This window comes from Actinoalloteichus hymeniacidonis (assembly GCF_014203365.1).
GTDB classification, from domain to species: Bacteria; Actinomycetota; Actinomycetes; order Mycobacteriales; family Pseudonocardiaceae; genus Actinoalloteichus_A; species Actinoalloteichus_A hymeniacidonis.
On record NZ_JACHIS010000001.1, the window covers coordinates 2109917 to 2135169 of the forward strand.

At 67.6% G+C, this 25253-nt stretch carries 22 protein-coding genes; 12 read left to right on the forward strand and 10 right to left on the reverse strand.

Annotated elements, in window-relative coordinates; all coding sequences use genetic code 11:
* Positions 1–244: 244 nt before the first annotated feature.
* The 4 genes from BKA25_RS09405 (at position 245) to BKA25_RS09420 (ending at position 3939) form a co-directional block, all read left to right on the forward strand.
* A complete protein-coding gene (locus BKA25_RS09405; RefSeq protein WP_236750306.1) occupies positions 245–1135 on the forward strand; it encodes a M23 family metallopeptidase in 891 nt (296 codons plus the stop codon).
* Positions 1136–1645: 510 nt separating this feature from the next.
* Entirely contained in the window at positions 1646–2965 is a 1320-nt protein-coding gene (locus BKA25_RS09410) for an SAM-dependent methyltransferase (protein ID WP_084643196.1), read from the forward strand.
* Between the two features lie 122 nt (positions 2966–3087).
* Positions 3088–3588: a hypothetical protein gene (locus BKA25_RS09415; RefSeq protein ID WP_069850551.1), complete on the forward strand. Its 501-nt coding sequence runs from the start codon at positions 3088–3090 to the stop codon at positions 3586–3588.
* 9 nt (positions 3589–3597) lie between these two features.
* Complete coding sequence (locus tag BKA25_RS09420) at positions 3598–3939, forward strand: DUF3817 domain-containing protein (protein WP_069850549.1); 342 nt, start codon at positions 3598–3600, stop codon at positions 3937–3939.
* 39 nt (positions 3940–3978) lie between these two features.
* Here BKA25_RS09420 and BKA25_RS09425 read toward each other — a convergent pair whose 3' ends face one another.
* Together BKA25_RS09425 and BKA25_RS09430 are read right to left on the reverse strand one after the other, a co-directional pair.
* On the reverse strand, positions 3979–5457 hold the full coding sequence (locus BKA25_RS09425) for a DUF6297 family protein (RefSeq protein WP_069850547.1): 1479 nt from the start codon (positions 5455–5457) through the stop codon (positions 3979–3981).
* Positions 5454–6071 (reverse strand): ABC transporter ATP-binding protein, encoded by a 618-nt coding sequence (locus tag BKA25_RS09430; protein WP_069853841.1) that lies wholly within the window; start codon positions 6069–6071, stop codon positions 5454–5456. Before BKA25_RS09430 ends, BKA25_RS09425 begins: the two co-directional genes overlap by 4 nt.
* A 120-nt stretch (positions 6072–6191) precedes the next feature.
* On the opposite strand from BKA25_RS09430, the gene BKA25_RS09435 reads away from it, so the two are divergent.
* Positions 6192–6959, forward strand: coding sequence for a TetR/AcrR family transcriptional regulator (locus BKA25_RS09435; RefSeq protein ID WP_069850545.1), 768 nt, complete (start codon positions 6192–6194; stop codon positions 6957–6959).
* Positions 6960–7061: 102 nt separating this feature from the next.
* Here the strand turns inward: BKA25_RS09435 and BKA25_RS09440 are convergent, their stop codons facing one another.
* Complete coding sequence (locus BKA25_RS09440; RefSeq protein ID WP_069850543.1) at positions 7062–8312, reverse strand: glycosyltransferase; 1251 nt, start codon at positions 8310–8312, stop codon at positions 7062–7064.
* Between the two features lie 719 nt (positions 8313–9031).
* On the opposite strand from BKA25_RS09440, the gene BKA25_RS09445 reads away from it, so the two are divergent.
* A complete protein-coding gene (locus tag BKA25_RS09445) occupies positions 9032–9745 on the forward strand; it encodes a M50 family metallopeptidase (RefSeq protein WP_236750305.1) in 714 nt (237 codons plus the stop codon).
* A gap of 85 nt (positions 9746–9830) precedes the next feature.
* Here BKA25_RS09445 and BKA25_RS09450 read toward each other — a convergent pair whose 3' ends face one another.
* From BKA25_RS09450 to rpmB, 5 genes are all read right to left on the reverse strand, one after another.
* Positions 9831–10655 carry an aldo/keto reductase gene (locus BKA25_RS09450; protein ID WP_069850541.1) on the reverse strand — a complete coding sequence of 275 codons (825 nt, stop codon included), beginning with the start codon at positions 10653–10655 and terminating at the stop codon, positions 9831–9833.
* 73 nt (positions 10656–10728) lie between these two features.
* Positions 10729–10980 carry a 30S ribosomal protein S18 gene (rpsR, locus tag BKA25_RS09455; protein ID WP_069850540.1) on the reverse strand — a complete coding sequence of 84 codons (252 nt, stop codon included), beginning with the start codon at positions 10978–10980 and terminating at the stop codon, positions 10729–10731.
* A 10-nt stretch (positions 10981–10990) separates the two neighbouring features.
* Entirely contained in the window at positions 10991–11296 is a 306-nt protein-coding gene (rpsN, locus tag BKA25_RS09460; RefSeq protein ID WP_069850538.1) for a 30S ribosomal protein S14, read from the reverse strand.
* Entirely contained in the window at positions 11297–11461 is a 165-nt protein-coding gene (gene rpmG / locus BKA25_RS09465; protein ID WP_069850537.1) for a 50S ribosomal protein L33, read from the reverse strand.
* Entirely contained in the window at positions 11461–11697 is a 237-nt protein-coding gene (gene rpmB / locus BKA25_RS09470; RefSeq protein WP_069850535.1) for a 50S ribosomal protein L28, read from the reverse strand. Before rpmB ends, rpmG begins: the two co-directional genes overlap by 1 nt.
* A gap of 390 nt (positions 11698–12087) precedes the next feature.
* On the opposite strand from rpmB, the gene BKA25_RS09475 reads away from it, so the two are divergent.
* The 6 genes from BKA25_RS09475 to BKA25_RS09500 all read left to right on the forward strand — a co-directional run bounded on the left by BKA25_RS09475 (position 12088) and on the right by BKA25_RS09500 (position 22566).
* The gene (locus BKA25_RS09475) at positions 12088–12357 is read left to right on the forward strand and encodes a type B 50S ribosomal protein L31 (protein ID WP_069850534.1); all 270 of its coding nucleotides are present in this window, start codon (positions 12088–12090) and stop codon (positions 12355–12357) included.
* Between the two features lie 408 nt (positions 12358–12765).
* Positions 12766–17988 carry a tetratricopeptide repeat protein gene (locus BKA25_RS09480; protein ID WP_157421156.1) on the forward strand — a complete coding sequence of 1741 codons (5223 nt, stop codon included), beginning with the start codon at positions 12766–12768 and terminating at the stop codon, positions 17986–17988.
* A gap of 213 nt (positions 17989–18201) precedes the next feature.
* The gene (kduI, locus tag BKA25_RS09485; protein ID WP_069850530.1) at positions 18202–19035 is read left to right on the forward strand and encodes a 5-dehydro-4-deoxy-D-glucuronate isomerase; all 834 of its coding nucleotides are present in this window, start codon (positions 18202–18204) and stop codon (positions 19033–19035) included.
* Positions 19032–19793, forward strand: coding sequence for a 2-dehydro-3-deoxy-D-gluconate 5-dehydrogenase KduD (gene kduD / locus BKA25_RS09490; RefSeq protein WP_069850528.1), 762 nt, complete (start codon positions 19032–19034; stop codon positions 19791–19793). The genes kduI and kduD overlap by 4 nt, the downstream gene beginning before the upstream one ends.
* 83 nt (positions 19794–19876) lie before the next feature.
* A complete protein-coding gene (locus BKA25_RS09495; protein ID WP_084643194.1) occupies positions 19877–20716 on the forward strand; it encodes an IclR family transcriptional regulator in 840 nt (279 codons plus the stop codon).
* Between the two features lie 86 nt (positions 20717–20802).
* Positions 20803–22566 (forward strand): L-lactate permease, encoded by a 1764-nt coding sequence (locus BKA25_RS09500; RefSeq protein ID WP_069853838.1) that lies wholly within the window; start codon positions 20803–20805, stop codon positions 22564–22566.
* A 71-nt stretch (positions 22567–22637) separates the two neighbouring features.
* Here BKA25_RS09500 and BKA25_RS09505 read toward each other — a convergent pair whose 3' ends face one another.
* Positions 22638–23381 (reverse strand): lysophospholipid acyltransferase family protein, encoded by a 744-nt coding sequence (locus BKA25_RS09505; RefSeq protein ID WP_069850526.1) that lies wholly within the window; start codon positions 23379–23381, stop codon positions 22638–22640.
* A gap of 407 nt (positions 23382–23788) precedes the next feature.
* Entirely contained in the window at positions 23789–24823 is a 1035-nt protein-coding gene (locus tag BKA25_RS09510) for a LacI family DNA-binding transcriptional regulator (RefSeq protein WP_069853837.1), read from the reverse strand.
* Positions 24824–25253: the final 430 nt, after the last annotated feature.

The following is a 25253-nucleotide window of genomic DNA, read 5'->3' on the forward strand; positions in this document are numbered from 1 at the left end:
GCCACGCTTGCGACCTGGGCATGTAACCGTCTGTAGAGATTTCGGCCTGTGGATGTTCACCGGTTAGGTGCTGGGTCACAGCTGGTTGATGCGCTGGGTGACCGCCGAATACGTTCTGCTCTGTAGTCACGGCCAGGTCACAAGAGCAACACGAAACGCCCTTCCCGTTCTGGTGGATGGGCCGGTCGGATCCCCCGCCGACCCAGTGACCGTGGCCTTCCCCGAGGACGCAGGAAGGTTGAACATGCCCCGAAACCGCACGAACGGGTCCGCCCGTCGCGGCGCAGGTAAGGCCGTCATCGCCTCAGCATTGGCAGGCGCGTTCCTGGTCGGCGGTCAGCCGATGCTCGCAGGCGCCAGCACCACCGAAGGCACCAACGACACCACGGTCGCCGAGCAGCACGCCGCCCACCTGGCCGAGCTCTCCGAGCAGAAGATGCTCCCCAGGATCACCCCGTCGGTCCTGCCGGTCTTCCACGACATCAACCCCACCCTGGAGCTGACCAAGCTGGTCAGCCAGGCCAAGGCCGACGCCGACGCCGCAGCCGAGGAGGCCGCAGCGCAGGAGCAGGCCGAGGCGGACGAGGCAGCGGCGCAGGAGCAGGCCGCAGCCGAGGAGGCCGCTGAGCAGGAGCAGGCCGCAGCGCAGGAGCAGGCGGCCGCCGAGGAACAGGCCGCAGCCGAAGAGCAGGCCGTCGCCGAGGAGCAGGCCGCCGCCGAGGAAGAGGCTGCGACCGTCACGGCGTCCCCCGAGTTCGCCAAGCCGACCGAGGGCACCTTCACCTCCGGTTTCGGCGCTCGTTGGGGCACCACGCACTACGGCATCGACATCGCCAACTCCATCGGCACCCCGATCGTCTCCGCCACCGACGGCACCGTGATCAGCGCGGGCTCCGCCAGCGGATTCGGCCAGTGGGTTCGGGTCCAGGCCGACGACGGCACGATCACCGTCTACGGCCACATCGACACCTACTCGGTGTCGGTGGGTCAGCAGGTCCAGGCGGGCGAGCAGATCGCCACGATGGGCAACCGCGGCCAGTCCACCGGCCCGCACCTGCACTTCGAGGTCCACGTCAACGGTCAGAAGATCGACCCGCAGCCGTGGCTGTCGGCCCGGGGTATCGCCGTCCAGTAAGACCAGGACGGCCACCGGCGCCAAAGACACACCGAACACCCGAGCCGCCCGCCAGGACACCCTGGCGGGCGGCTTCCGTGTCGGGGCTTGGGCCGGCGCCCGCGCCTCCTCATTCGGGTGGTCGAGGCTCTCGGCAAGGGGACACACCGTGGAGGTCACCCCGCCGGCGCCGTGGCGTACCCACGTTCACGGGTAGGCGGTCCCTGGCGCATCACGGTTCCCTCGGGTCCCGCAGGTCCCCGACGGGCACGGGCGAGCTCGGGAGGGCTCCATCGATTCCCAGGAGGGTGGGACGCCCATCGTGTTCGCCGAGACGGGCGAACCTCGCTGCCGGACGCCGCTGCATTCCGATCCGCACCGTTTCAGAATCGGCACCGGGCGCGGGACCCCGGCGACTCGCCAGACCGAGCCGGAGCGCGCCGACCCGGCTCCGACGGCTGGTGTGTCGGGGCTTCACCGGATGTCGAGCCTCACTCGGCGCCCTGCTTTCGACAAGGAGGGTGGACAGCGATGCGTTCATCGCCCCAGGACATCGACCAGCGGGTGGCCTCTCCCACGCCGTCGCTGCTGATCCCGCGGCCCGAACAGGGCGAATGGCCGGGCCTGGCCGACCCACCGGACTCGCCGCTGCGCGCCAAGGTGGCCGAGGTTCTGTTTCGGAGCGCGGTGCGATCCCTGCCGCTGCGAGTGGAGTTCCCGGATGGAACGGTCCTCGGTGCGGGCGACGTGACCGATCCGCTGATGCGGTTGGTGCGGCCGAGGGCGTTCTTCCATCGGCTCGGCGCCGACGCCAAGATCGGCTTCGGCGAGGCGTACCTGGTCGGGGACTGGACCTCGAAACGGCCCGCCGACCTACTGACGGTCTTCGCCCAACGACTGACCAGGCTGATCCCTCGCCGCCTGCAACATCTCCGCCGGTTCGTCGAGCGTGCTCACCCGATCGAGGAGCGCAATACGCTGCGGGGGGCAAGACAGAACATCCACCGGCACTACGACCTGTCCAACGAGCTGTTCGAGATCTTCCTCGACGAGACGACCACCTATTCCTCGGCGCTGTTCGATGACTCGGCGGCGGACCCCACCGCACCCAGCGCAGCCGCCGATCCGATGTCCGGATTGCGCGCCGCCCAGCTTCGGAAGATCGACGCGATCCTGGATCGGGCGGGGGTCGGCCCCGACACCACGCTGCTGGAGATCGGCACCGGATGGGGCGCCTTGGCCGTCCGAGCTGCTCAACGCGGCGCCGAGGTCACCTCGCTCACACTCTCCGCCGAGCAGCAACGGGCCGCGCAGACCCGGATCGCAGGTGCGGGGGTCGCCGACCGGGTGCGGGTGCTGCTGCAGGACTACCGGGAGGCGGACGGCGGCTTCGACGCGGTGGTGAGCGTGGAGATGATCGAGGCCGTGGGCGAGCGGTACTGGCCCGACTACTTCCGGGCGGTGGATCGGCTGCTGCGGCCGGGCGGCCGGTTCGGTCTCCAATCGATTCTGATGCCGCATGACCGGATGCTGGCGGCCCGCAACAGCTATGGATGGGTGCACAAGTACGTCTTCCCCGGCGGTCTGATCCCGTCGATGCAGGCGATCGAGGAGAACCTGCGGTCGCATACCAGCCTGCGCATTCGCGAGGCACTGTTCTTCGGTGCCGACTACGCGGAGACACTGCATCGATGGCGCGAGCGTTTCCTCGCCCGTTGGTCCGAGGTGGCCGAGCTCGGCTTCGATCCCACCTTCCGCCGGATGTGGGAGTTCTATCTCGCCTACTCCGAGGCGGGCTTCCGGTCCGGGCATCTCGACGTCGCGCAGTTCACGATCGTCAAGCCCGAATGACCTGCTCTTCTGCGATCCCGACGTTTGTCGGGATTGTCGTGATCGTCGGCGGGCGCTCGGCCATCGAGGCGAGTGCGGATGCGGGCTGCCGGGTCCGAATCGGCTGGTGCTAGCGTCGCAGGGTGCGTTCGGAGCTGCTGCGTCCCCGGTGGATCCTGCTGCATGTCGCGGCCGTGGTGATCATGATCACGAGCCTCCGGCTGGGCTGGTGGCAGTGGGAACGATCGCAGGCAGTGGGCGGCGACGGCCAGAATCTCGGATATGCCGGACTGTGGCCCGCGATCGCCGTGTTCGTCGGCTATGTGTGGTGGCGCTGGACACGTCTGGAACTCGAGCGGTCCGCCGAGGAATCCGAGCAGAACGCGGAGCCCGGTAGCGTCGAGGTCGCCTCGGCATCGGTTCCGGAGCAGAGTCCCCAGCCGACCACCCCGGCCGAACCGCAGCCGAAGGAGTCGGCCCGTGCCGCCGCCGTTCGCAGGCAGCTGGAGCGAATGCGAACCCGTGGCGAGCCGGGGCAGCACGGTATCGGCGATGAATCGGTTCCCGCCGATGAGTTGTCCCAGTACAACGGCTACCTCGCCGAGTTGTCCGGCTCCGACGCGGAGCCGACTCGGAAGGTCTGAGGAGACGACGTGACCCAGGTGCAGAATTCACCGGCCCCGGTGGTGCCTTCGGGCACCCTGTTGCGCTACCGCGTGATCTCCTACGTGGTCGGCGTGATGCTCGTGGCCTTAGTCCTGGTGGCGATGCCCGTCCGCTGGCTCACCGGCGACCCGTTCCTGGTGGCGCTCATCGGGCCGCTGCACGGCTTCCTCTACATGGTCTACCTGCTGTTCTGCTTCGACCTATCCCTCAAGGCCAAGTGGTCGATCAAGGCGACGATCCTGACCCTGCTCGCGGGGACGGTGCCGTTCCTGTCGTTCGTCGCCGAGCACATCGTCACCCGTAAGGTCCGCGACCGCGTTCGGATCTGACCTCGACCGGCAGGTCGTGCGTCACTCCGCGCCCGGTGATCAGCGGCGATCCCGGAACAGCGCCCAGCCGATCGCCAGGACCGCGAGGCCGATCGACCAGAGCGGGCCGACACCGGCGATCGCCAACAGTGTGCAGGCCACCACGATGTCCGGGCCCGCGATGAGCTGCACGATCAGATACACCGGGACGGCGCCCATCACCGGGTCGAGGGTGGCGCCCGAGTTGTAGTCCGGCGGCGGACGCATCGCCGAGCGCAGTACTCCGGCCAGGCCGACTAGGGCGATCGCCGTCGCGGCCGACCACCACGGCACCGCCTCGACGGCGGGTGCCGTGGCCGCGCCCCATAGCAGCGCGCCGATGGCGGGGGCGGCGAGCATCGTCAGCCGGATGGTCAGATCGGAGAAGGGCAGCATCCGACGTAGGGCGCCGCTGCGTGCCGTGAGTCGTAAACCCGCGGAGAGCCTGCCCACGGCGAAGAAGCCCACGACCAGGGCGACCGGCATCGTCCAGAGCGCGGGCAGCATCGTCGCCGCCACGTAGGGCACGGCGGCGAGGGCGGCCCACCATCCGATGGACGACCGGCGACGCAGCGCTCGACGCAGCTCCGCGCGCAGCAGCGCGGGCACACCGTGAGCGGCGAGTCTGTGGCTGACGACCGTGCCCCGCCGTCGCCATCGCCGGGCTTCCATGATGTCGGCGAACAGGCCGGTGTCCATCCAGCCGACGGAGAGCCGGACGGTGCCGGTCAACTCGGCCGAATCGGTCAGCATGGTGCGGTCGATCAGGCCAACCGACCGAGCGGCCGAGCGCAGGCTCCAGAGAGCCAGAACCGCCACCGGGATCGAGGCTGCCAACCAAGGCAGCGCCGGCAGGCCGGGCAACGCCAGGTCGAGCACCGTGGCCAGCCCGGACCCGCCCGCGAGCAGGGTTCCCACCGCAGCCACGGCCGAGCCCAGCACCCTCACGAGTCGCGGTCCGCGCGGAATCGATTGGGCGGTCACGGCCTGCCCGAACCCGATCACACCGATCAAGGCGCCGATCAAGGTCATACCCAGCAGGTCCGCGCCTGCGACCTGGGTCGACAGGGCGGCGCCGGAGACCGGGACAAGTGACACCAGGGCCGCTGCCGCCGTCGAGACGAGCATTCGTGGGCGTAGCAGCGCGCCCCGGTCCACCGGGGTGGAGAAGATCCAGTGCGTCGAGGTCGCGGAGGCCGACAGCGGTCCGAGATCGGCGAGGACACGGAAGAGCAAGCCGAGGAAGGTCACCGTGATCCCGGCGAGCAGCCATGCCCTGCCATGTGGGTCTGCGGGAGTCTCGGCGGACTGCGACCAGTCCATGGCCGCCCACACGAGCTGTACGAGCAGTCCGCCGAGGATCACGGTGTACAGCAGGCCTTCGTAGATCCGACCCATCCGCGTCGTCGCACTGATGCGATGTCGACGTCGTTGCCGCAGCAGGGTCCGCAGGTGTGCGGCGCTGACGGAGTGCCCGACCCCATCGGTTGTCGTGCTCACCGGCCCACCTGGACCTGCTCGTCGGCGATGGCCCCGGCGATGGACTCGTCATGGCAGGAGATCAGGATCGCGACCCCGGCGGCCTTCTCCGCGAGCAGCCGGTCCACCAACCAGCGTTTGCCCGCGGCGTCCAGTCGCTGCTCCGGTTCGTCGAGGATCAGCAGCTCGCGTGGGCGGACCAGACAGGAGGCCAGGCCGAGCCTGCGTCGCTGACCGGAGGACAGGGTGCCGGGGAGCTGATCGGCTACCGCCGCCAGCTCGAGTTCCTCAAGTAGCTCTTCGAGCATCTCGGCTGGGTCGTCGTCGCCATGGGCCCGCGCAAGCAGGTCGAGATGCTCGACCACGGAGACATCGGGGAAGAAGTCGGCGTCGTCGAGCCCGACGGCCAGGGCGGCCCGGATACGCGGGTCGGTCTCTCGGATCGGCCTGCCCGCCCAGGTGATCTCTCCCTCGTCAGGGTGATCGGCGCCCGCCACACAGCGCAGCAGGGTCGTCTTCCCCGCGCCGTTGGGCCCGACCAGCACCGATGCCCGACCGGGCGCGGTCGTGAACCCCACCCCGTCCAAGACGGTGTGGGTTCCGAACCGTCGGGTCACTCCAGTCACTTCGAGCACCACGCCAGGCTAGCCGCGCGTCCGAGGTCGTCGGGGTTTCGCGTTCGGTGGCTTTGTGATCTTGATTTGGGCATCATGGTGATCGTCGGTATTCGTTCATCGCCTAGTGGAAGGCAGAGCGTGAGCAGCAAGCGACCCGGAGTCGCCGGGGGACCGAGAGGACCGGTCAAACGGCGTCCGGCCGCATCGCCGAGACGCCGTGACGAGCTGCTCGCCATCGCCGCCAGGCTGTTCGCGGCCCAGGGTTATCTCGCCACCAGCGTGCGGGAGATCGCGGATGCGGCGGGCATCCTCTCGGGCAGCCTCTACCACCATTTCGACTCCAAGGAGTCCTTAGCCGACGAGCTGCTGCGTGGCCTGCTCGCCGCCCAGCGCGGCGGATACCAACAGGTGCTCGATGAGGGCGGCCAACCCAGGGAGATGATCGCGGGGCTGCTTCGCACCGACATCGGGTTGTTGGACACCCATCTGGAGGCGATCGCGGTCTTCCAGGCCGAGCGGCGGCACCTGGCCAGGGTGGACCGGTTCGCGTATCTCGATCGGCATCGCCGTTGGGTACAGCGTCAGTGGGCGACGCTGGTGGGCGAGGGCCAGCGAGCGGGCGTCTTCCGCCAGGACTTCGACGGCGCGCTGCTCTACCGGGTGGCCCACGAGTCGGTGTGGAATGCGGCGCATTGGTTCAACCCGCGCGGCCGGACCTCCGGTGCGGAGCTGACCGAGCAGTACCTGGACCTGCTCTTCCGGGGCCTGCTGGCGCGCGAGGACGACGAGATCGCCCTCGTACAGGCGCCGGAGGGGCGGACCGACGAGGAGACCGACACGGTGGCCCCGGTGTCGTCGGCGGCCACCGTCCCCGAGGAGTCCGGCCCGGCGCCGGTCTTGGAATAGCGTTCCCGAGCATCGGGCCTGCACGGCTCGGGTACGACGACGGCACGGTGGGACGACGGGCGACCGGCAGGCATGCCATGGCCGCCCGTGTCACAACGAAGGTCAGTTCAGAGCGTGCTCGTAGATCTGCCGCATGGCCTCGGCATAGCGATTCGGGGTCAACGACTGCACCCGGGAGCGCGCGGCCGCACCCAGCCGTTCGGTGGACTCCGGGTCGCCCAACAACCGGAGCAGGGCGTCACCGAAGCCATCCGGAGTGTTCTCGGCGAGCACCGCGTCGTCGCCGAGCGGGCCCGAGGCGTGCAACGCCGGGTCGCACAGCACCGAGGGCAGCCCGGTGAGTGCGGCCTCCTGCAACACCAGACCCTGCGTGTCGGTCATCGAGGGGAACGCGAAGACCTGGGACGCCGCGTAGCCCGCCGCGACCACGTCCGGCGGCTGCTGCTCCAGGATGATCGTGTGGTCGGTGATGCCGTGCTCGGCCAGCAGCTTCGTCAACCACCGCCGCTCGTACACCGCGCCGATGAGCATCAGCCGTGCCGACGGGATCTTCTCGATCACCTTGGCGAACGCGGGAGCGAGCAGGTCGATGCCCTTCTCCCGGTTGATCCGGCCCACGAACAACGCCACCGGGGCGTCGGGGGCGATACCCCACTGGCTACGAAGCTCCTGAGCGGCCTTGGGCTCGATCCTCGGCAGGTTGATCCCCGCAGGCGCGACGAAGAGCTTGTCACTGTGCATCGGAAGCTTGGCGCGATCCAGGATGGCCGCGGTCGGCGCGATGATCGCGTCGGCATCGCCGAGCAGGATCTGGTTGATGGCGTCGATGGTCGCGCCGCGCCGCTCGACGTCCCGGTCGATCTTCGGCACGTCGGTGCCGAGTCTGCGGGCGTAGAGACGCATGAGCGTCCGCAGGCCGATGGCCGGGATGCGATATGCCTCGGCGTACGCGTGGAGGTCCGTGTGATACGTGTGCACGATGGGCAGGTTCAGTGACCGCGCCACGAACAGCCCCAGGAGTCCCATGGGTCCCGGCGTGTGCACGTGGACCAGGTCGGGCTTCCACTCGGCCAGCTGCGCGACATGGCGGCTGCGTGGCCAGGTGAGCCGGAGCCCGGCGACCCCGCACGGCACCGAGCCCAGTTGGAGCACGCCGGGCTCGCTCTCCTGCTTGGGGTGCCGGGGCACCACCAACATGCTCGGGTTGCCTGCGGCGGCGAGGCTCGACATCAGCGTGCGCACCGAGGTGACGATCCCGTCGCGACGCGGGAGATAGGTGTCACTGAAGTGCAGCACGCGAAGCTGCCGTTGGCGATGTCCGGAGTCGTGGGTGCCGACCTGCGCCGGGATCATCGGCGGAAAGTGCAGTGCTCGTCGTCGAAGGCGGAACCTGCCTCGGCTCGTGCCTGCGCGCCTCAGGAGCGGGGAAATCTGTCTGATCCTTCCGTGCAGGAACGCTGATCCGGTGGTGGATACAACCCAAAATACGGGGCTCGGAGGTGCCGCCGGAAGCTTTCCGACGGATCGTCGAAAGTCCCGCTCGTCACCCCTCAGGGAGCAGTCGAGCCTCTCATGTCGGATGCCGGGCGGTCCGCCTGCCCACGAATCAGGCGCGTCGGACCACTCACTCCACCGGGTCTGCGCTCATCGGCGACCGTGTCGAGCAGGTGGGTGAGGCCGGGCTCCGCCGGATGGAGGAGCGTGGCCATCGATCTACCGGTGGTTGCTACGTCGAACATGTCTCTCGGTCGACCTTCTCCGCTCGATCTTCTCGGGTCGGGCCGTTCGCCGTCTACGGTCCGCCGTCGCTATCGAAACGGTGACACACCTGGCTCGCCGGTTCAATTACATAGTGATGTTTTCGGGGTTGATTCAGGGTTGGCTAAGGGGTCGTTCCCCTGGTTCATTCGCCGTTCTCGCGCGTGAGACCTCGATGTTCACCCGAGGCCATCGGTGAAGGATGGGTGGATGTGTCGCGAGATTCATTCGCGGGCGTTCGGGGCGGGGTGGGTCGGAGCGCCAGGCATCGTGTCTGATGGAGTCGAACAGCCGAGGATTTCGGTCAACCGGAGGTGGGCACGCTGGACATCGAGTGGCGCGAGCTGGTCGAGGCACCGTTGAGTTCGGAACTGACCTTGGTGCTGGGGACCGGGCTGCTCGCCCTGGTGCTCGTGGGGCAGCGGCGATTATGGCGACTGACGCGCAATGTGGTCACCATCGTGCACGAGGGTGGGCACGCGGTGGTCGCGTTGCTCACCGGACGCAGGTTGATGGGTATCCGCCTGCATTCCGACACCTCGGGTGTCACGGTCTCCTCCGGGCGGCGTACCGGTCCGGGAATGGTGTTCACCGTGCTGGCAGGCTATCTGGCCTGTCCGCTGCTGGGGTTGGCCGCAGCCTGGGCGATGATCTCGCAGCAGCACACCCTGTTGCTCTGGGTCACCGTCGGGTTGCTGGCCGCGATGCTGCTCATGATCCGCAACCTCTTCGGCGTGCTCTCGCTGGTGCTGACCGGTGCGCTGGTGTTCTGCGTGTCGTGGTTCGCCCCGGAGTCCATCCAGGTCACCTTCGGGTATGCCTTCAGCTGGTTCCTGTTGTTCGGCGGCGTTCGACCGGTCATGGAGATCGGAGGACACCGGCGGAGCTCCGGCGCGCGGGACTCCGACCCGGATCAGCTGGCGCGATTGGCGGGTGGAACGGCCCTGGTGTGGACCGCCTTCTTCTTCCTCGTCGCCGTGGGGTGTCTGGCATTCGGTGGCTTCCTGCTGCTCTCCTCACCGAGTTGAGGACGTGTTCGGGGCCTGTGAAAACGTCGGTACCCCCGTCGGCCGGTCGCGACGGGGGTACCAGGGTGACGTCGAGCGATCAGACTCAGCCCTGTCGGTCCGGGTGCGGCCCGGTCCTGGTGTCCGAGTTCAGCCCGGTGATCGAGGCGATGTCGTCCTCGGACAGGGTGAAATCGAAGACGTCGATGTTCTCTGCGATCCGGGACGGCGTGACGGACTTGGGGATGACCACGTTCCCGAGCTGGATGTGCCAGCGCAACACCACCTGAGCCGGGGTCCGATCGTGTTTCTCGGCCAGCGCGGTGATCGTCGGGTCGGTGAGCAGCCCGCCCTTGGCCAGTGGGCTCCAGGCCTCGGTCAGGATGTTGTGTGCCGCGTGGAATTCGCGGAGCTCGTGCTGAACGAGGTTCGGGTGTAGTTCGATCTGGTTGATCGAGGGCACCACCGCGCTCGAATCGAGCAGTCGCTTGAGATGCGCGACCTGGAAATTGGAGACGCCGATCGCCTGGACCCGTTCTTCTTCGAGGAGCTTCTCGAACGCGCGCCAGGTGTCGATGTAGTGGTCTCGTTTCGGCTGGGGCCAGTGGATGAGATACAGGTCCAGATATTCCAGCCCCAGCTTCTCCATGCTCTCGTCGAACGCACGCAGGGCACTGGCATAACCATGATCGTCGTTACCCAGCTTGGTCGTGATGAAAAGCTCCTCCCTCGGTATTCCCGAGGTCCGCACGGCCCGACCGACAGCGGCCTCGTTGGCGTAGAGATTCGCCGTGTCGATACTGCGATAACCGGCCTCGAGGGCGGCGTCGACCGCCGCCTCCGTCTCGGAGTCGGGTATCTGGAAGACGCCGAATCCGAGTTGGGGAATGCGCACTCCGTTGTTCAGTGCGAGGGAGGAGACCTGCGGCATGGTGTGTCGACCTCCTGGGATCGGGATGACTCGGGCGAGCATGACCGTCCGCCAGTCTCGCAGGACTGCGTGGTTATCGCGCCTGCTGACTCGGATAGGGCAACAGGGCCATCTCCCTGGCGTTCTTGATCGCCCTGGCCACCTCCCGTTGTTGGCTGGAACTCAGTCCCGTGACTCGCCGAGCCCGGATCTTGCCCCGGTCGGACAGGAATTTGCGCAGTAGGGACACGTCCTTCCAGTCGACATGTTCCACACCCTCGCGCTTGAGCAGGTTGATCTTGCGCTTGAGTGGGCGGACCTTGCTTCCCCGTGCCTTCGTGGGCATCGTGTCCTCCTCACCAACTCGATTTCCGGACACCGGGCAATTCACCGTTGTGTGCCAGTTCGCGGAATCGGATCCGGGATACTCCGAAGGTTCGGAGATAGGCTCGCGGCCTGCCATCGGTGGCGTCCCTATTGCGCAGTCGGGTGGGACTGGCATCCCGGGGGAGTCGCTGCAGTGCCGATTGCGCGGCGGCCTTCTCCTGCGCGCTGAACTGGGGAGCGCGGATGATCTCCTTCAGTTCGGCGCGGCGTTGGGCATAGCGGGCGACCACCAATCGGCGCTGCTCGTTCTTGGCGATCTTCGATTTCTTGGCCATTCAGCGTTCCTCGCGAAACTCGACGTGCTTGCGGACCACGGGGTCGTATTTCCGAATGCGCATGCGGTCCGGGTCGTTGCGACGGTTCTTCCTGGTGACATAGGTGTAGCCGGTGCCTGCGGTGGACTTGAGCTTGATGATCGGACGTACGTCGTTGCGTGCCATCAGATTCGCACCCCTTTTCCTCGAAGTTCGGCGACGACGGATTCGATGCCCCGGCGGTCGATGATCTTGATGCCGGTGGTGGAGACCCGCAGTCGGATCCAGCGCTTCTCGCTGGGCAGCCAGTAGCGGCGACGCTGCAGGTTCGGCTCCCACCGTCGGGACGTGCGTACGTGGGAGTGCGACACCCGTTTGCCGTACCCCGGCTTGGCACCGGTGACCTGACAGACGGCGGACATGGCTGGGTTCCTCCTTGGGTTCGAGCAGGGCGAGCGGTGCGTCGTCGGTGCTGCTCCCTCGGCGACTGCTTCGCGCTGGAGAACATGATAACCGTTATCGATAAGCCGTGTCGGGGTCGGGGTGTCGGACTCCATGGCGCAGGGGTACCCGGCGAGAGGCGGGCTGCACGGCGACCTCGCGGTGTCTCCGCCCGGTTCGACGTCGCGGCGACGACGTGGGGCGAGGCGGGCCCGAGGTCGGGGTGAGGGGGTTCGATGTGGTCGAATAGAAATGAAAATCGTTATTGATTAGGGCGGTCGGGTCGGCCTCGGCCGCCCCCGAGGGCATCCCCCGGGGGCGGGTGGCGTGCGGCCATCTCCGTCGCGATCTACCGACAGGAAGGACGACAGGTGAAGAAGGACATCCATCCCGACTACCACCCGGTGGTGTTTCGGGACTCCTCCACGGGCGACTCGTTTCTGACCCGTTCGACGATGACCTCGCAACGAACGGTCGAGTGGTCCGATGGCAACACCTATCCGTTGATCATCGTGGACGTCAGTTCCTCGTCCCACCCGTTCTGGACCGGAACCCAACGGCTCGTCGACACCGCGGGTCGGGTCGAGAAGTTCCGGCGTCGTTACGGCGATCGCGCCCGGCCCAAGGGCGATCAGTCCTGAGGGTTCTCGATGGCGGGGTCCGGCCGTAGGTGCCGGACCCCGCAGGTGTGTCCGGGGTCGGGTGTCGATCGCCTCCGGTGTCGATGTCCGCAATGTTCGTAATGGGTGAATTCAAACCGGCGTGAAGTGTGTGAAAGGCCAGCGGCGTCGATTCGAAAATGGTATTCGGATGATTTCTGCTGCACTTCGGATTACTTTGATCACGAAGTGGTTTCCCCGGTGATGCCAGGATGCCTTAACTCCCTGGTGGTGGGCTTGATGGAAGCGCTTGAAACGGCGTGAAATGGCCTGAGTGTCACCGCTCGACCATATGGTTGAATCTCGTCGCGGGCGCCGAAGTGCGCAGCCAATGGTGTGAATTGGGCGACGTCAATCAGTTTTTGGCGGGTTTTGGGTGGTGGCCACGCCGTGACCCACGACCCCTGGGGTGTTGAGGGCAGGAACCGGATGTATTTCTGGCAGCAGCGGATTGCCGAGGCCAAGGAGTGTGTGCGGCGGGGCGAGACCCTCGCGGCCCAGGAGATCCTGAACGAGATCATCGAAGGGGGCGACATAGAGGCCCGGCCCGCAGCGCTGGTCACGCTCGGGTTGCTGCTGGCCGATGGCCCCGACCGCGAGGCGCGCGATGCGGCGCTGCAGGCCGCCGTGGACTCCGGCCACCCCATCCACTCCGCCTACGCGGCCTTGATGCTGGGTGCGGCGCTGATCGAGGAACAGCGGTACACCCTCGCGCGCCCGCTGCTGCACCTTGCCGCAGACAGCGCCGACCCCGAGCTGGCGGGCCGGGCGAATGTCGGGCTCGCGCATGCGCTGAGCGGCTTGGGCGATATCTCCGGCGCCCGACGGATCCTGGCCGTTGCGCTGGACTCGGCGGACCCCGAGATTCGTGCGATGGCCGAGGAATTGGAGCTGCCGACCTCGGGCGGTCCGGATGACGAGGACGAACTCGGCGCCGCCTTGCAACTGGCCCAAGGGCTGGGCGATAGCGGAATGGTGGACGAGGCCGAGGAGATCCTGGAGCGGGTGCGATCCAGCGGCCATCCGCACTTCGCCTCACTGGCGGCGATGCAGCTGTTCGGCATTCGCGCCGCCGAGGAGGACTACGACGAGGCCCGGGAGCTCGCGGAGCAGATCATCGAGTTAGGCCACCCCGAACACCTCGGTTGGGGCTACAAATTGCTGGGCAGCGTGCTCCAGGACTTCGAGGACGGGACCGGGGCTATCGCGGCCTTCCGCGAGGCCGCCAAGGACCCACGGCCCGCAGTGCGTCTGGAGTCGATGATCCAGCTCGGTCAGGAACTCGCCGCTGCGGGCGAGACCGAGGAGGCCGAGCAGCTCTATCTGCGCGTCATCAACACCGGACATCCCCATTTCGCGAGCTCAGGCTGGGGTGTCCTCGCCGAGTTCCGCGCCGAGCAGGGCGACATCGATGGTGCGGCCGAGGCCTTCCGAAAGGTGATCGACAGCGGACACGAGGAGTTGGGCCCACGGGCCGCGTACAACCTCGGTGTCCTGCTGGCTCGGGTAGACGACATCGCGGGCGCCCGTGACGCCTTCGGGATCGCTGCGGACGGGCCGGATCCCGAGGCGGCGCATAGTGCGACGACCGCACTGCTCTGGCTCACCGCCGGCGAGAAGCTCGATAACGAACCGGGCCGGGAAGATGCAGGCCCCGCCATGCGCTCCACCCGCCTCGCGCTGGAGCGCGGCGACATCGTCGAGGCACGCACGTTGTTGACGGCGTCGCTGCACTCCGATGGTCCGATGCACTCGGCCATCGCCTCATTCTCGCTGGGGCTGCTCGAGGCAGTGCACGGTGATGTGACCGCTGCCCGGACCGCATTACAGTTCGGACGTCGCAGCGAGTACACCAAGCTGGCGGAGGACGCGGTGTTCCTGGCCGCGTTGTTGGACGAACCCCTCGATCTGATCGGACCCGCGCTCGGCCCGAGACAGCGATTCTTGTACGACCCAGCTGGGGCCGAGGAGCAGTGGCAGCAGCTCGCAGGCACCTCGGATTCATTGACCGATCGGCTCGCGACCCTCTTCCTCGCCGAGGCGGCGATGCACCGAGGTGAGGGCGATGCCGGCTCGACCCTGGTGATGTTGGCGCAGTCGGCCCACCATCCTCTGATCGCGGCCCGGGCGGCGCTCACGCTGGTCACCCTCGGCAAGGATCTGGTGGAGGAGGAACTCCAGCACGACCTGCTGCGACGTTGTCTCACCGACGGGCATCCGGCCCTGGCGCCGTTCGCCGCCGCCGAAGTGGGAATCCGGCTCCTCACCGCTATCGACGACCAGGACACCGCGAAACTGTCGGAGGCTCGGTCGCTGTTCGAGACCGCGCTCGACTCCGGACTTGCCTGCCTGCTGCCGCAGGCATTCGGTGGCCTGCAACTGATCTACCTCGCCACGGACGACGACCGCAAGCAGCGGGCCGCACTGGCGATACGCGTCGCGGGCAGCGGGCACTCCACCGAGGCGCCGAAGGCGGCTCTGGCGGCCGCTGAGCTGCTGTTGGAGGACGGGGCGATCGCGCGGGCGCTGCCCTTCCTCGATCAGGTCGCAGCCATGGACGGTCACGATCAGACCGGTATCGCGGCCTTCTGCGCGCACACCATCCGTGAGGAGTTCGACCAGGCAGAGTCGTCCTTGGTGCTGGCTCTCGAGGCCGCCGACGGTTTCGGGGCGATCAAGGACATCGTGGCGGCGCTCGCGCATGCCTTCCATGATCGAGGCGTTCATCAGCTCACCGAATGGATCTGGACGGAGGTCGCCGCGAAGGTCACCGATGTCTGGGCGCTGCACGCCCGGATGCTGCTCGGGGCCTCCCAGAACGACCGAGGTGCCTCGGACGCGGCCGTCGCTTCGTGGTCCGAGGTGGCCCGCAGTGTCGATTCCGAGCGTGCGGTGCACGCGGTGGAGAGCATCGGCTCGGTGTGGCGAGAGCAGCAAGCCGTCTCGGAGCCCGCGATCCTCCGGGAGATCGCCGCAGGCGACGGACCGGCGGCTGCGGACGCGGCATGGGAACTCGGTCTCGGGCGCACCGAGGCGGATCCGGCCGGTGCGGTGGCGGCCTACACCCGATTGATCGAGGTCGGGTCGGGCGACCTCGTTGCAATGGCTGCTTTCAACGCGGCGTTGATCCAGCAGCGGCGAGGCGAGTCGGCCCGATGGTTTCTGCGATGCGCCATCGAGGCCTCGGCCAGCGGCGCGGCTTCGCCGCAAGCGCAGCGGCACGACCCGGAGCGGATGCTCTCCTTGCGGGCGCAGGCCCTGTTGCGCTTGGGCGACGAGTTCCGGACCTCGGGAGACCCCGAGGGCGCCACGAAGTTCTACACCGAGGCGTTGGAGACCGGGGTCGGTGAGGTCATCGGCATGGCCAGGCACTGGTTGGGACTGGCCACCCTGGAGGAGAGCGGGTACAGCCTGTCGGCCAACGGCGATACCGAGGACGCACTGGCGGCCCTGACCGAGCACTACGGATCGGTCGAACTGGCGGAGCTGGGGCTGGCCGGGCACGCGGGCGATGTCGCCGCGGCCGCCGAGGCGCTGGCCCGATATCTCGGCACCGAGCCCGCCGATCCCAGCCGAGGAGTCGCCGTGCTGACGCTTTTTCTGGTCGGCCTGCATCAAGCGGGGGAGACCGCCGCCGCCCACGGCCTGGCCAACTTGGCCATCGAGCACGGCACGCCAGAACAGCGGGCGTCGGCGTGGAGTGATCGTGGCGGTATGGCCGAGCAGGAGGGCGACGACTCCCTCGCGGTCGACTGCTACCGGCAGGCCTTGGAGATCGGCGGCCAGGCGGGCGCGCAGTGCGGTCGCTGGGCTGCCGTGATCCTCGCGGCGAACGACGACACCAGCGAAGCAATCTGGTTCTGCGAGCGTGCCGTGGATATCGGCGGGTCCGAATCCGTGCCCGCCGGCGTGTTGCTCGGCGCGCTGTACTGCGCCGCCGGGGATGTGCAGGCAGCTCATCGCGCGTGGGATCGTGCCGAACAGACCGGCGAACCACGGGAGTACGGCCGAGCATTCATCGATGTGATCTCGAAGTACTTCGATGAGGATGCGGAAGCGGGCCGGAGGTCCGATCGGCATGTCCCGCTGTTGGTGCGGGCGGCGGCGACGAAGACGGACCCCGCGACAGTGGCATTCGGGTTCGCCCGCCTGGCCGACCTGGCATCGGCCCGGGGTGACTGGCCGGAGGCGTTGCGCTTGCGCCGGGAGGCCCTTGCGGTGCCGGACAGCGGAATGGAGCCGTACCTGCACAACACGATCGGACGCATGTTGATGACGGCGGAGGACACCGACGGGGCGATCGCCGAGTTCCGCCTCGCGGCCGATTCCGGCGAGAAGGACATGGTCTACCGGGCCGAATACAGCCTGGGCGTGTTGTATTTCGAGGCGGGTGACCGGCGCAGCGCGGCGGCCGCCTTCGCCAAGGCTGCGGCATGCGGCATCGACGCATCGGACGAGCTGATCGAGAACCTGGTCGTGGTCTCCGGCCAACAGTTCGCGGCCGCCGAGCATGAGGATGCCATCGAGACATTGCGGCTGATGGTCGGCCTCGGGCAGACCGATCGGGCCGTGCGGATCATCTTGCGGCTGGCACTGGAATCGTCCGATACGGACCCCGACGAACAGGACACCTCGGATTTCGACCGGCAGTCGGCCGACCCGGCCGTGCTCATCCCCTACCTGCGTCTCGGCCTGGAGTACGCGACCGATTCGGTCGCTACGGAGCTGAATCTCCGGCTGGGCGAGACCTTGCTGGCCACCGACGATCGGGCAGCGGCTCGTCGCGCCTTCGAACAGGCCCTCGCCGCAGACAGCGGCGATCTGGGTTTGGTGGCGGGGTACAAGCTCTACGAACTCCTCCGCGAGCAGGGCGAGGAAACCGCCGCCCGTGAATTGTTGACGAGGCTGAGCGACCACGGTTCCGGTCGGATGAACAGCGCGCTGAAGGCCATGCTGTCGTTCAGGATGGCGGAGGAAGGCGACGCGGCCTCGGCGTCGGACCTCTTGCGATCGGCGGCCGCCACGGAGGACGACTTCTCGCCGATCAGCAACTACCTGCTCGCCCAGCGGGCCCGCGAACAGGGCGACGACGAGACGGCCCGGGCGGCACTGCGCAAGGTCGTCGAGTCGAAGGACCGGAAGTATGCCGACCAGGCCTTGTTGAGTCTCGGAGCGATGGCGTATCACGAGGAGGATTTCGCCGAGGCCCGCCGCTGGTGGGAACCTGCGGCGGCGTCGTCGGACCCGCAGGTCGCGGGCTCGGCGGCGATGAATCTCGGCTTGATCGCCAAGGATCGGCGGGACCCGCTGGAAGGCGCCCGTTGGTTCCTGCGGCTGGTCGATGCGGGTGACGAGCGAGCACCCTTGGCCGCCGCGCACCTGGCCGAACTGCATTACTGGCGCGACGAGTTCGCCGAGTCCGCCGAGCACTACGGCTACACGCTGGCCAACACCGATGATCCGGAGTTGATCGCCGAGGCGGCCTATCGCGTCGGCGAGATCCGTGCGCAGGCCGGCGCGATCGCCGAGGCCAAGGAGTTGTTGGATCGGGCGGTTCGTACCGAGGACGAGACGTTCGCATCGAGGGCCGCAGCCTTGCTCAAGGTCCTGTGAGGCGATGACCGATTGCGGTCGTCCGGCGGCGGCACTGCCGGCGGGCGACCGCGCCACACCGGGCGTTTCCCAGGTGGCCGCCGCCATCGGACCCAGTCCGTTGGGCTGATCGGCTCCTTGGCGTGATCTGGGTGCGGTGTTAATTTTTCTCCCACTGATCGGAATCATGTACCGATTACCGGTACATGAGAGTGTGGTGGGGGCAGACAGCCGATGGATGTTCGGTACGCGACCAATCCCGACGACGCGCGAAGCTATGGCACCGAGGAACTGCGGGATCGCTACCTGGTGACGGACCTGTTCGTTCCGGGCGAGGTACGGCTGACCTACAGCCATCAGGATCGCGTGATCCTGGGCGGCGCGATGCCGATCGCCGATCTGCCGCTGTCCCTGCCCGTCGACGACGCCGTGCGAACCGAGTACTTCTGCCAGCGCCGCGAACTCGCGGTGTTCTGCGTCGACGGCGCCGCCGCCGTCACCGTCGACGGCGTCGAGTACGTGCTGACGGGCCGCGACCTGCTCTACATCGGACGCGGCAGCGAGCAGGTGTCCTTCGCCGCACGAGACGGCCTTCGGGCGCCGAAGCTCTATCTCTGCTCCGCACCGGCCCACCAGACCCATCCGACGGTGTTGGTGCGGGCGGACCAGGTTCAGCCGATCAATCTCGGTACCGAGAAGGGGGCGAATCGGCGTCGACTGCACCGCTATATCGACGGCACCCTCGTGACGAGCTGCCAGCTCATGATGGGGTTCACCGAGATCCTGCCCGGTTCGGTCTGGAACACCATGCCGTGCCATACCCATGCCAGGCGCACCGAGTGCTACCTGTACTTCGACCTGGCCGAATCGGCGCGGGTCGTGCATCTGATGGGCCGACCCGAGGAGACCCGGCACCTCATCGTCGGCAACGAGCAGGCCGTGATCTCGCCAGCCTGGTCGGTGCACTCGGGCGTCGGCACCTCGGACTACTCCTTCGTCTGGTGCATGGCGGGCGAGAACTACTCCTTCGAGGACATGGACCACGTCGACATGGCCGATCTGCGATGACCGCGCCGGGATTGTTCTCCCTCGAGGGCCGAACCGCATTGGTGACGGGGGCTCGCACCGGTCTCGGGCGGGCGATGGCCCAGGCACTGGCCTCGGCCGGTGCCGACCTGGTGTTGCTCGGCCATGGCGGCGATCTGACACCGGTCCTCGACGAGGTTCGAACGGTGGGCAGGCAGGCGACGGAGGTGCACGTCGATCTGGCCGACCCCGACGCGGTGATCCCCGCCGCCGAGGACCTGCTCGAACGACAGCGAATCGACATCCTCGTCAACAACGCGGGCATCATCCGCCGTGGTCCAGCACTGGAACACAGCCGCCAGGACTTCGACGACGTGCTCGCCGTCAACCTCGACTCGTTGTTCCTGCTCACCAAGACCATTGCCGGACCGATGGTGGCCAGGGGCGCGGGGAAGATCGTCAACATCGCGTCGATGTTGAGTTTCCAGGGCGGAATCAACGTGGTCGGCTACGCGGCGAGCAAACACGCCGTGGCGGGACTGACCAAGGCGTTGGCCAACGAGTGGGCGCCGTCCGGTGTGCAGGTCAACGCCATCGCGCCTGGATATTTCGCGACCGACAACACGAAGGCTCTTCGGGACGATCCGCAGCGGTACGACGCGATTCTCGCTCGGATTCCCGCCGGTCGGTGGGGCACCGGCGCCGATCTGGCCGGGGCGGTGGTGTTCCTGAGTTCGCAGGCCTCGGACTACGTCACCGGCCAGGTCCTCGCGGTGGACGGCGGCTGGTTGGCGCGCTGAGACGTCGGCGATCTCCGACCGTCGATGTCCCGGTGATCGGTACATTGTGGCTCCCGACCGAGTAGAGACTCCTGGAGGACGCCATGGCCGACCCAACGGGGCAATCGACGGCCACCCGCCGACCCACCGAAGTCCGAAAGCCACTGTCCACAGCGCAGAAGATCGAGCAGAGCGGCACCCTGGAACGCGGCCTGGCCGTGTTGGAACACATCGGAGCCGCTCAGGAGATCTCCACCAACGCCGTCGCCGCCCAACTCGGGCTGAGCCGCAGCGCGGCCTACCGCATCGTCAACACGCTCAAGGAACTCGGTTACCTGGAGGCCGACCACATCACCGGACGGGTCCGGCTCGGCACCCGACTGGTGCAGCTGGGCGTGCAGGCGATGGACGCGGCCGACCTGCATCGCAGCGCACCACAGTTCATGGCGCCACTGGCCGAGGAATCGGCGGAGACGGTGTATCTCGCGGTGCCGGAGGACGACTCGATGGTCTACCTCGCCAAGGAACAGGGCGTCCGGGCCGTGACGCTGAACTGTCGCCTCGGCGGCCGTCGAGCGCAACACGTCACCTCGCTCGGCAAGGCATGGCTGGCGGCACTACCGCCCGCCGAACGGGTTCAACGGGTAGCGCGGATGGATCTGGTCCGGCTCACTCCCAACACGATCGTCGATCCGGACCGACTCCTGGAGGAGCTGGCGCAGACCGCGCGTCGAGGTTGGGCGATCGACGACATCGAGAACGAACCGGAGGTCGGCTGCGTGGCGGCCGCCGTCCGCGATCGGACCGGACGTCCGGTGGCCGCGCTCAGCATCGCGGGCCCGGCGGATCGGGTTCTTCCCCTGGTCGAGCGGTTGGGCCGTGCGGTGGCAGCAGCTGCCGCCGGACTCTCCCGCAGGCTCGGCTACGTGCCGGCCGGAAGTTAGCGACACCTCGGACACGGCAATGACGTCGGGCCCGAGTGCGGTGGCTCGCCATGCCGCCGCGACCTGCGAGGACGAAGGAGTTGGCCGTGGGTTGGGTCCAGGACTACGAACCGGTGGGCGGGCTGTGGCTTTCCGCGCTGCTCGCCGCCCTACCGATCATCGTGCTCTTATCGGCGTTGGGGGTGTTCCGCCGCTCGGCGCACCTCTCGGCGGCCTTGGCGCTGCTCACCGCGCTGGGCATCGCGGTGTTCGCCTATGGGATGCCGGTCGGCCTGGCGGGCAACGCGGCGCTGCTGGGTCTGGTCTTCGGCATCTGGCCGATCGCGTGGATCGCGTTCCACGCGGTGTTCTTCCACAACGTCACCGTCGAGACGGGACGATTCGAGAGCATCAAGGCCGCCCTCGCCGGTTTCAGTCCGGACCGACGGATTCAGGCGCTGCTCATCGCCTTCGGATTCGGCGCGCTCTTGGAGGGTGTGGCAGGCGGCGGGTCCCCGATCGCCATCACCGCGGCGATGATGGCGGCGCTGGGCTTCCCGCCGATCAAGGCCGTGGTGCTCGCCCTGTTGGCCAATACCGCTCCGGTGGCCTTCGGCGGTCTGGGCAACCCGATGATCGTGCTCGGCAATGTGACCGCCCCGCTGCTGGGCGTCGAGGTCGAGGAGGCAACGCAGCTGTTCTCGGCGATGTCCGGCCGACAGCTTCCGTTCCTGGCCCTGATCATTCCGGCGTTCATGGTCGTCGTACTGGCGGGCTGGCGGCGGATGGTCGAGGTATGGCCCGCCCTGTTGGTCACCGGTGGCAGCTTCGCCATCACGCAGTTCCTGATCTCCAATTATGTGAGCCCCAGCCTCGTCGATGTCGGTGCCGCCCTGGCCGCGATGGGTTCACTGTGGCTGCTCACCCGGTTCTGGAGTCCCCGTGAGGTCTGGCGTTTCGACTCTGAGCCTGCCGAGAAGACCGACGGGCATCGGGCAGGCTCCGATGCCGCGCAGACCGGCGATGGATCGGGCGCCGTCGGCGACGCCGAGCCTGCTGCGGGTCGGCTCGCCACGGCGGGTCGCCGTAGGAGCGGTCTCTACGCCTGGATGCCTTACCTGGTACTGATCGTGGTGATCGTGGTGTCCCGAATCGGCACCCTGTTCCCCGGTCTGCCCGCCTGGTTGGACGTCACCGCGCTGCTGCAGCGGGCCACCCTCGACATTCCCTGGGCCGGCTTGCACGAGGTGGTGGTTCGCGTGCCACCGATCACCCCGCAGGACGCCGACTATCCGGCCGTGCTGACCCTCGATCTGCTGTTCTCGCCCGGATCGGTCGCCCTGATCGCGACGATCATCGCAGGCGTGATGATGGGCGCGCGGCCCATGACCCTGCTCCGGGTCTACGGCCGCACCATCGTGCAGATGCGCTGGGCCCTGGCGACGATCATGATGATCCTGTCGATCTCGTTCGTGATGAACTACTCCGGCGCCACCTCCACCCTGGGCCTGGCCTTCGCCACCACCGGGGTGCTGTTCCCGTTGTTCTCGGCATTCATCGGCTGGCTCGGTGTGTTCCTCACCGGCTCGGATGCCTCGGCCAACAGCCTGTTCGGTCCCATGCAGGTGATCTCGGCTCAGCAACTCGACATCGATCCCACCCTCGCGGGCGGCACCAACAGCTCCGGAGGCGTGATGGGCAAGATGATCTCACCGCAGAATCTCGCGGTGGGAGCCACCGCGATCGGTCAGACCGGCAAGGAGTCGTTGCTGCTGCGCAAGACCTTCCTCTGGTCGATCTTGCTCACCCTCGCGGTGGGGGTGATCGCGTTGCTGCAGTCCACCGTGCTCACCGGCATGATCCCGCATTAAGGCGACGCGCCCACCGCCGCAGGCTCGACTTCGGATTCGGAATCGCACTGCGGCGGTGGCGTGGGCGTGGGTCAGCCGCCTTCCGGGCGGCGCGCGTCGAGTTCGGCGGCTTCCTCCGGCGTCGGCGCGGAACCACCGAGATACGCGGGCTGCCACCAGCTGTCCGAGGAGTCGGCGGGCTGATCCGGATACGACCGTTGCGCCGCGTCGAGCAGCGCGGTCATCCGCTCCCGGAGTACGGCGGTGACATCCTCCGCGGAGTCGTTCTCGGTGGGGTGTAACGGTTCGCCGAGGTCGATCGAGACCGGGACATGACGCCGGTTGAGCGTGCGCGGCCTGCCCTTGGTCCACAGTCGCTGGGTGCCCCACAGCGACACGGGGATGAGCGGCACGCCCGCCGCTGCCGCCAGTCGAGCCGCCCCGTTCTTCAACCCCTTCACGGTGAAGGACCGGCTGATCGTGGCCTCGGGGAAGACCCCGACGACCTCGCCGGACCGGAGCGCGGCCAAAGCCTGGTCATAGGACTCGGCACCCGCCGCCCGATCGACCGGGATGTGGCTCATCCCGCGCATCAGTGGTCCGGCGATGCGGTGATCGAAGATCGACTTCTTGGCCATGAACCGGACCAGCCGCTTGGCGGGCTGTGCGCCGTAGCCGCAGAAGATGAAGTCGAGGTAGCTGACGTGGTTGGACGCGAGCACCGCGCCACCGGTCCGGGGCACGTGTTCGGCCCCGGTGACGCTCAGCCGCAGATCCAGTATCCGGAACAGGGCTTTGCTGGCGATGACGACCGGCGGATAGACGAGTTCCGGCATGGCGCAGACCCTAACCGGAAACACACTGTGCCTGACCTGCGGAGGGGTCGAAACCTACGGTCGCGTAACCTGTTACCGTTCACTTCGAATACTGCCCGAAATGCCGGTTTGTTCAGCTGCGCGCTGCTCGGTAGGCCGCGTCGAGCAGGCCTGTGTGTCCGGCGGATCGCACCGGCCGAACACAGCGGGGCACCGGTGCCTCCGGAGGGCTTCCGATTCGGCGGGCGACACTGCCTGTTCGGGCATCGATCACCCGACGAGCGGGCAGTCTCCGCCGCACGGGGCGGCGCATCGATCACCCGGATGGCACTGTCTGTCTCGAAATGTGTCACCACCGTGCTCGACCAGACGGGCTGCTCTCGCCAGGCTTCTCGGCAGGCGAGCGACCTCGGCGGCCCTCGGTCGGCTCAGGTCGAGCCGCGCAGGACCAACTCGGTGGGCGCGATCAGCGGTGCCACGTTGCGGTCGCCGCCCTCGATCATGATCCGCAGCATGCGCGCCATCTCACGTCCGAGGAACTCCACCGGTTGGCGGACCGAACTCAGCGGCGGGTCGGTATGCCCGGCGACCTCGGAATCATCGAAGCCGATGACCGCGACGTCCTCCGGAACCCGACGGCCCTTGGCTCGCAGCGCGCTGAGCGCGCCCGCCGCCATCAGATCGCTGGCCGCGAACACCCCGTCCAACATCGGTTCGCGCTCCAGGAGCTGGTACATCGCCCGCTCGCCGCTCTCCCGGCCGAAGTCGCCGATGGCGTACAGGTCGCGTGGCACCCCGCGTCGGCCGCGCAGCGCCGAGCGGTAGCCGGCGAGCCGGTCGATGCCCACCGACATGTCCTGCGGACCGGTGATGGTGGCGATTCGACGTCGCCCCTGGTCGTAGAGGTAGTTGGTGGCGCTGCGCGCGCCGCCGACGTTGTCGGAGTCGACGTAGGGGATATCCGGGGTGGTGACATGCGGTCGACCCACCATGACCACGGGGATCCCGCCTGCGGACAACCTGCCCGGCAACGGATCGTCGCCGTGTACCGAGACCAGCATCAATCCGTCGACATGCCCGTTGTGCACGTACTGCTCGACCTGGGCGTGCTCCCTGGCGGTCCAGGACATCACGAGCACCATCTGGAGGCCGCTGTTGGACAGCTCCCGGCTCGCACCGCGCAACAGGCTCGCGAAGAACGGTTCGCCGAAGACCCTCGTCTCCGGCTCGGACACGACGAAGGCGACCGAGTCGGCTCGCTTGCTGGCGAGACTGCGAGCGGCCCGGTTCGGCACGTAGCCGAGCTCGTGGACCGCTTGCAGTACCGCCGCCCTGGCCGATTCGCTCACCTGGGGAGAGCCGTTCACCACCCGAGAGACGGTGCCGCGTGACACGCCGGCTGCGGCGGCCACCTGCTCCAGGGTGGGCCTGCCCGCTCCGAACCCTTGGTTGGCATCGGCCACTGTCAGAACACCTCCGTACTGCGCCGAGGGGAGGAGATCGCCCACCCGGCCCTGGTTGACCGGTCTGCACGATGCACGCAAAGTCTCCCCAGCGTTGGGAGCGCTCCCGGCCCCTGATGGTAGGACATCGCGGGCTTAGCCCTCACTCATAGCTACAAACTACCTGTTCGTGTTCACGGGGTGAATGTCGCTGCTGTTCAGCGGGGTCACCGTTTGGTGGGAGCGTTCCCATGTGCTGGTTTGCGTGTTCGGCGGGTCAGCTGACCGCGAGGGAGGGTCCGTAATCAACAGGATGTTGGTCACCAGGCGGGGTGTAAGCGGATAAATGCTGTTCAGATGGTACCGATGGCCGATACCGGTCAAGACGGCCACCCCGACTGAGGTAACACCCTGGAAACGTCCTCTTGACTTCGACACTGTGGCCTTCGAC

Coding starts and splice junctions, on each gene's coding strand:
- BKA25_RS09405 (WP_236750306.1), top strand. CDS start 245: ATGCCCCGAAACCGCACGAACGGGTCCGCCCGTCGCGGCGCAGGTAAG.
- BKA25_RS09410 (WP_084643196.1), top strand. CDS start 1,646: ATGCGTTCATCGCCCCAGGACATCGACCAGCGGGTGGCCTCTCCCACG.
- BKA25_RS09440 (WP_069850543.1), bottom strand. CDS start 8,312: ATGATCCCGGCGCAGGTCGGCACCCACGACTCCGGACATCGCCAACGG.
- BKA25_RS09450 (WP_069850541.1), bottom strand. CDS start 10,655: ATGCCGCAGGTCTCCTCCCTCGCACTGAACAACGGAGTGCGCATTCCC.
- rpsR (WP_069850540.1), bottom strand. CDS start 10,980: ATGCCCACGAAGGCACGGGGAAGCAAGGTCCGCCCACTCAAGCGCAAG.
- rpsN (WP_069850538.1), bottom strand. CDS start 11,296: ATGGCCAAGAAATCGAAGATCGCCAAGAACGAGCAGCGCCGATTGGTG.
- rpmG (WP_069850537.1), bottom strand. CDS start 11,461: ATGGCACGCAACGACGTACGTCCGATCATCAAGCTCAAGTCCACCGCA.
- rpmB (WP_069850535.1), bottom strand. CDS start 11,697: ATGTCCGCCGTCTGTCAGGTCACCGGTGCCAAGCCGGGGTACGGCAAA.
- kduI (WP_069850530.1), top strand. CDS start 18,202: ATGGATGTTCGGTACGCGACCAATCCCGACGACGCGCGAAGCTATGGC.
- kduD (WP_069850528.1), top strand. CDS start 19,032: ATGACCGCGCCGGGATTGTTCTCCCTCGAGGGCCGAACCGCATTGGTG.
- BKA25_RS09495 (WP_084643194.1), top strand. CDS start 19,877: ATGGCCGACCCAACGGGGCAATCGACGGCCACCCGCCGACCCACCGAA.
- BKA25_RS09505 (WP_069850526.1), bottom strand. CDS start 23,381: ATGCCGGAACTCGTCTATCCGCCGGTCGTCATCGCCAGCAAAGCCCTG.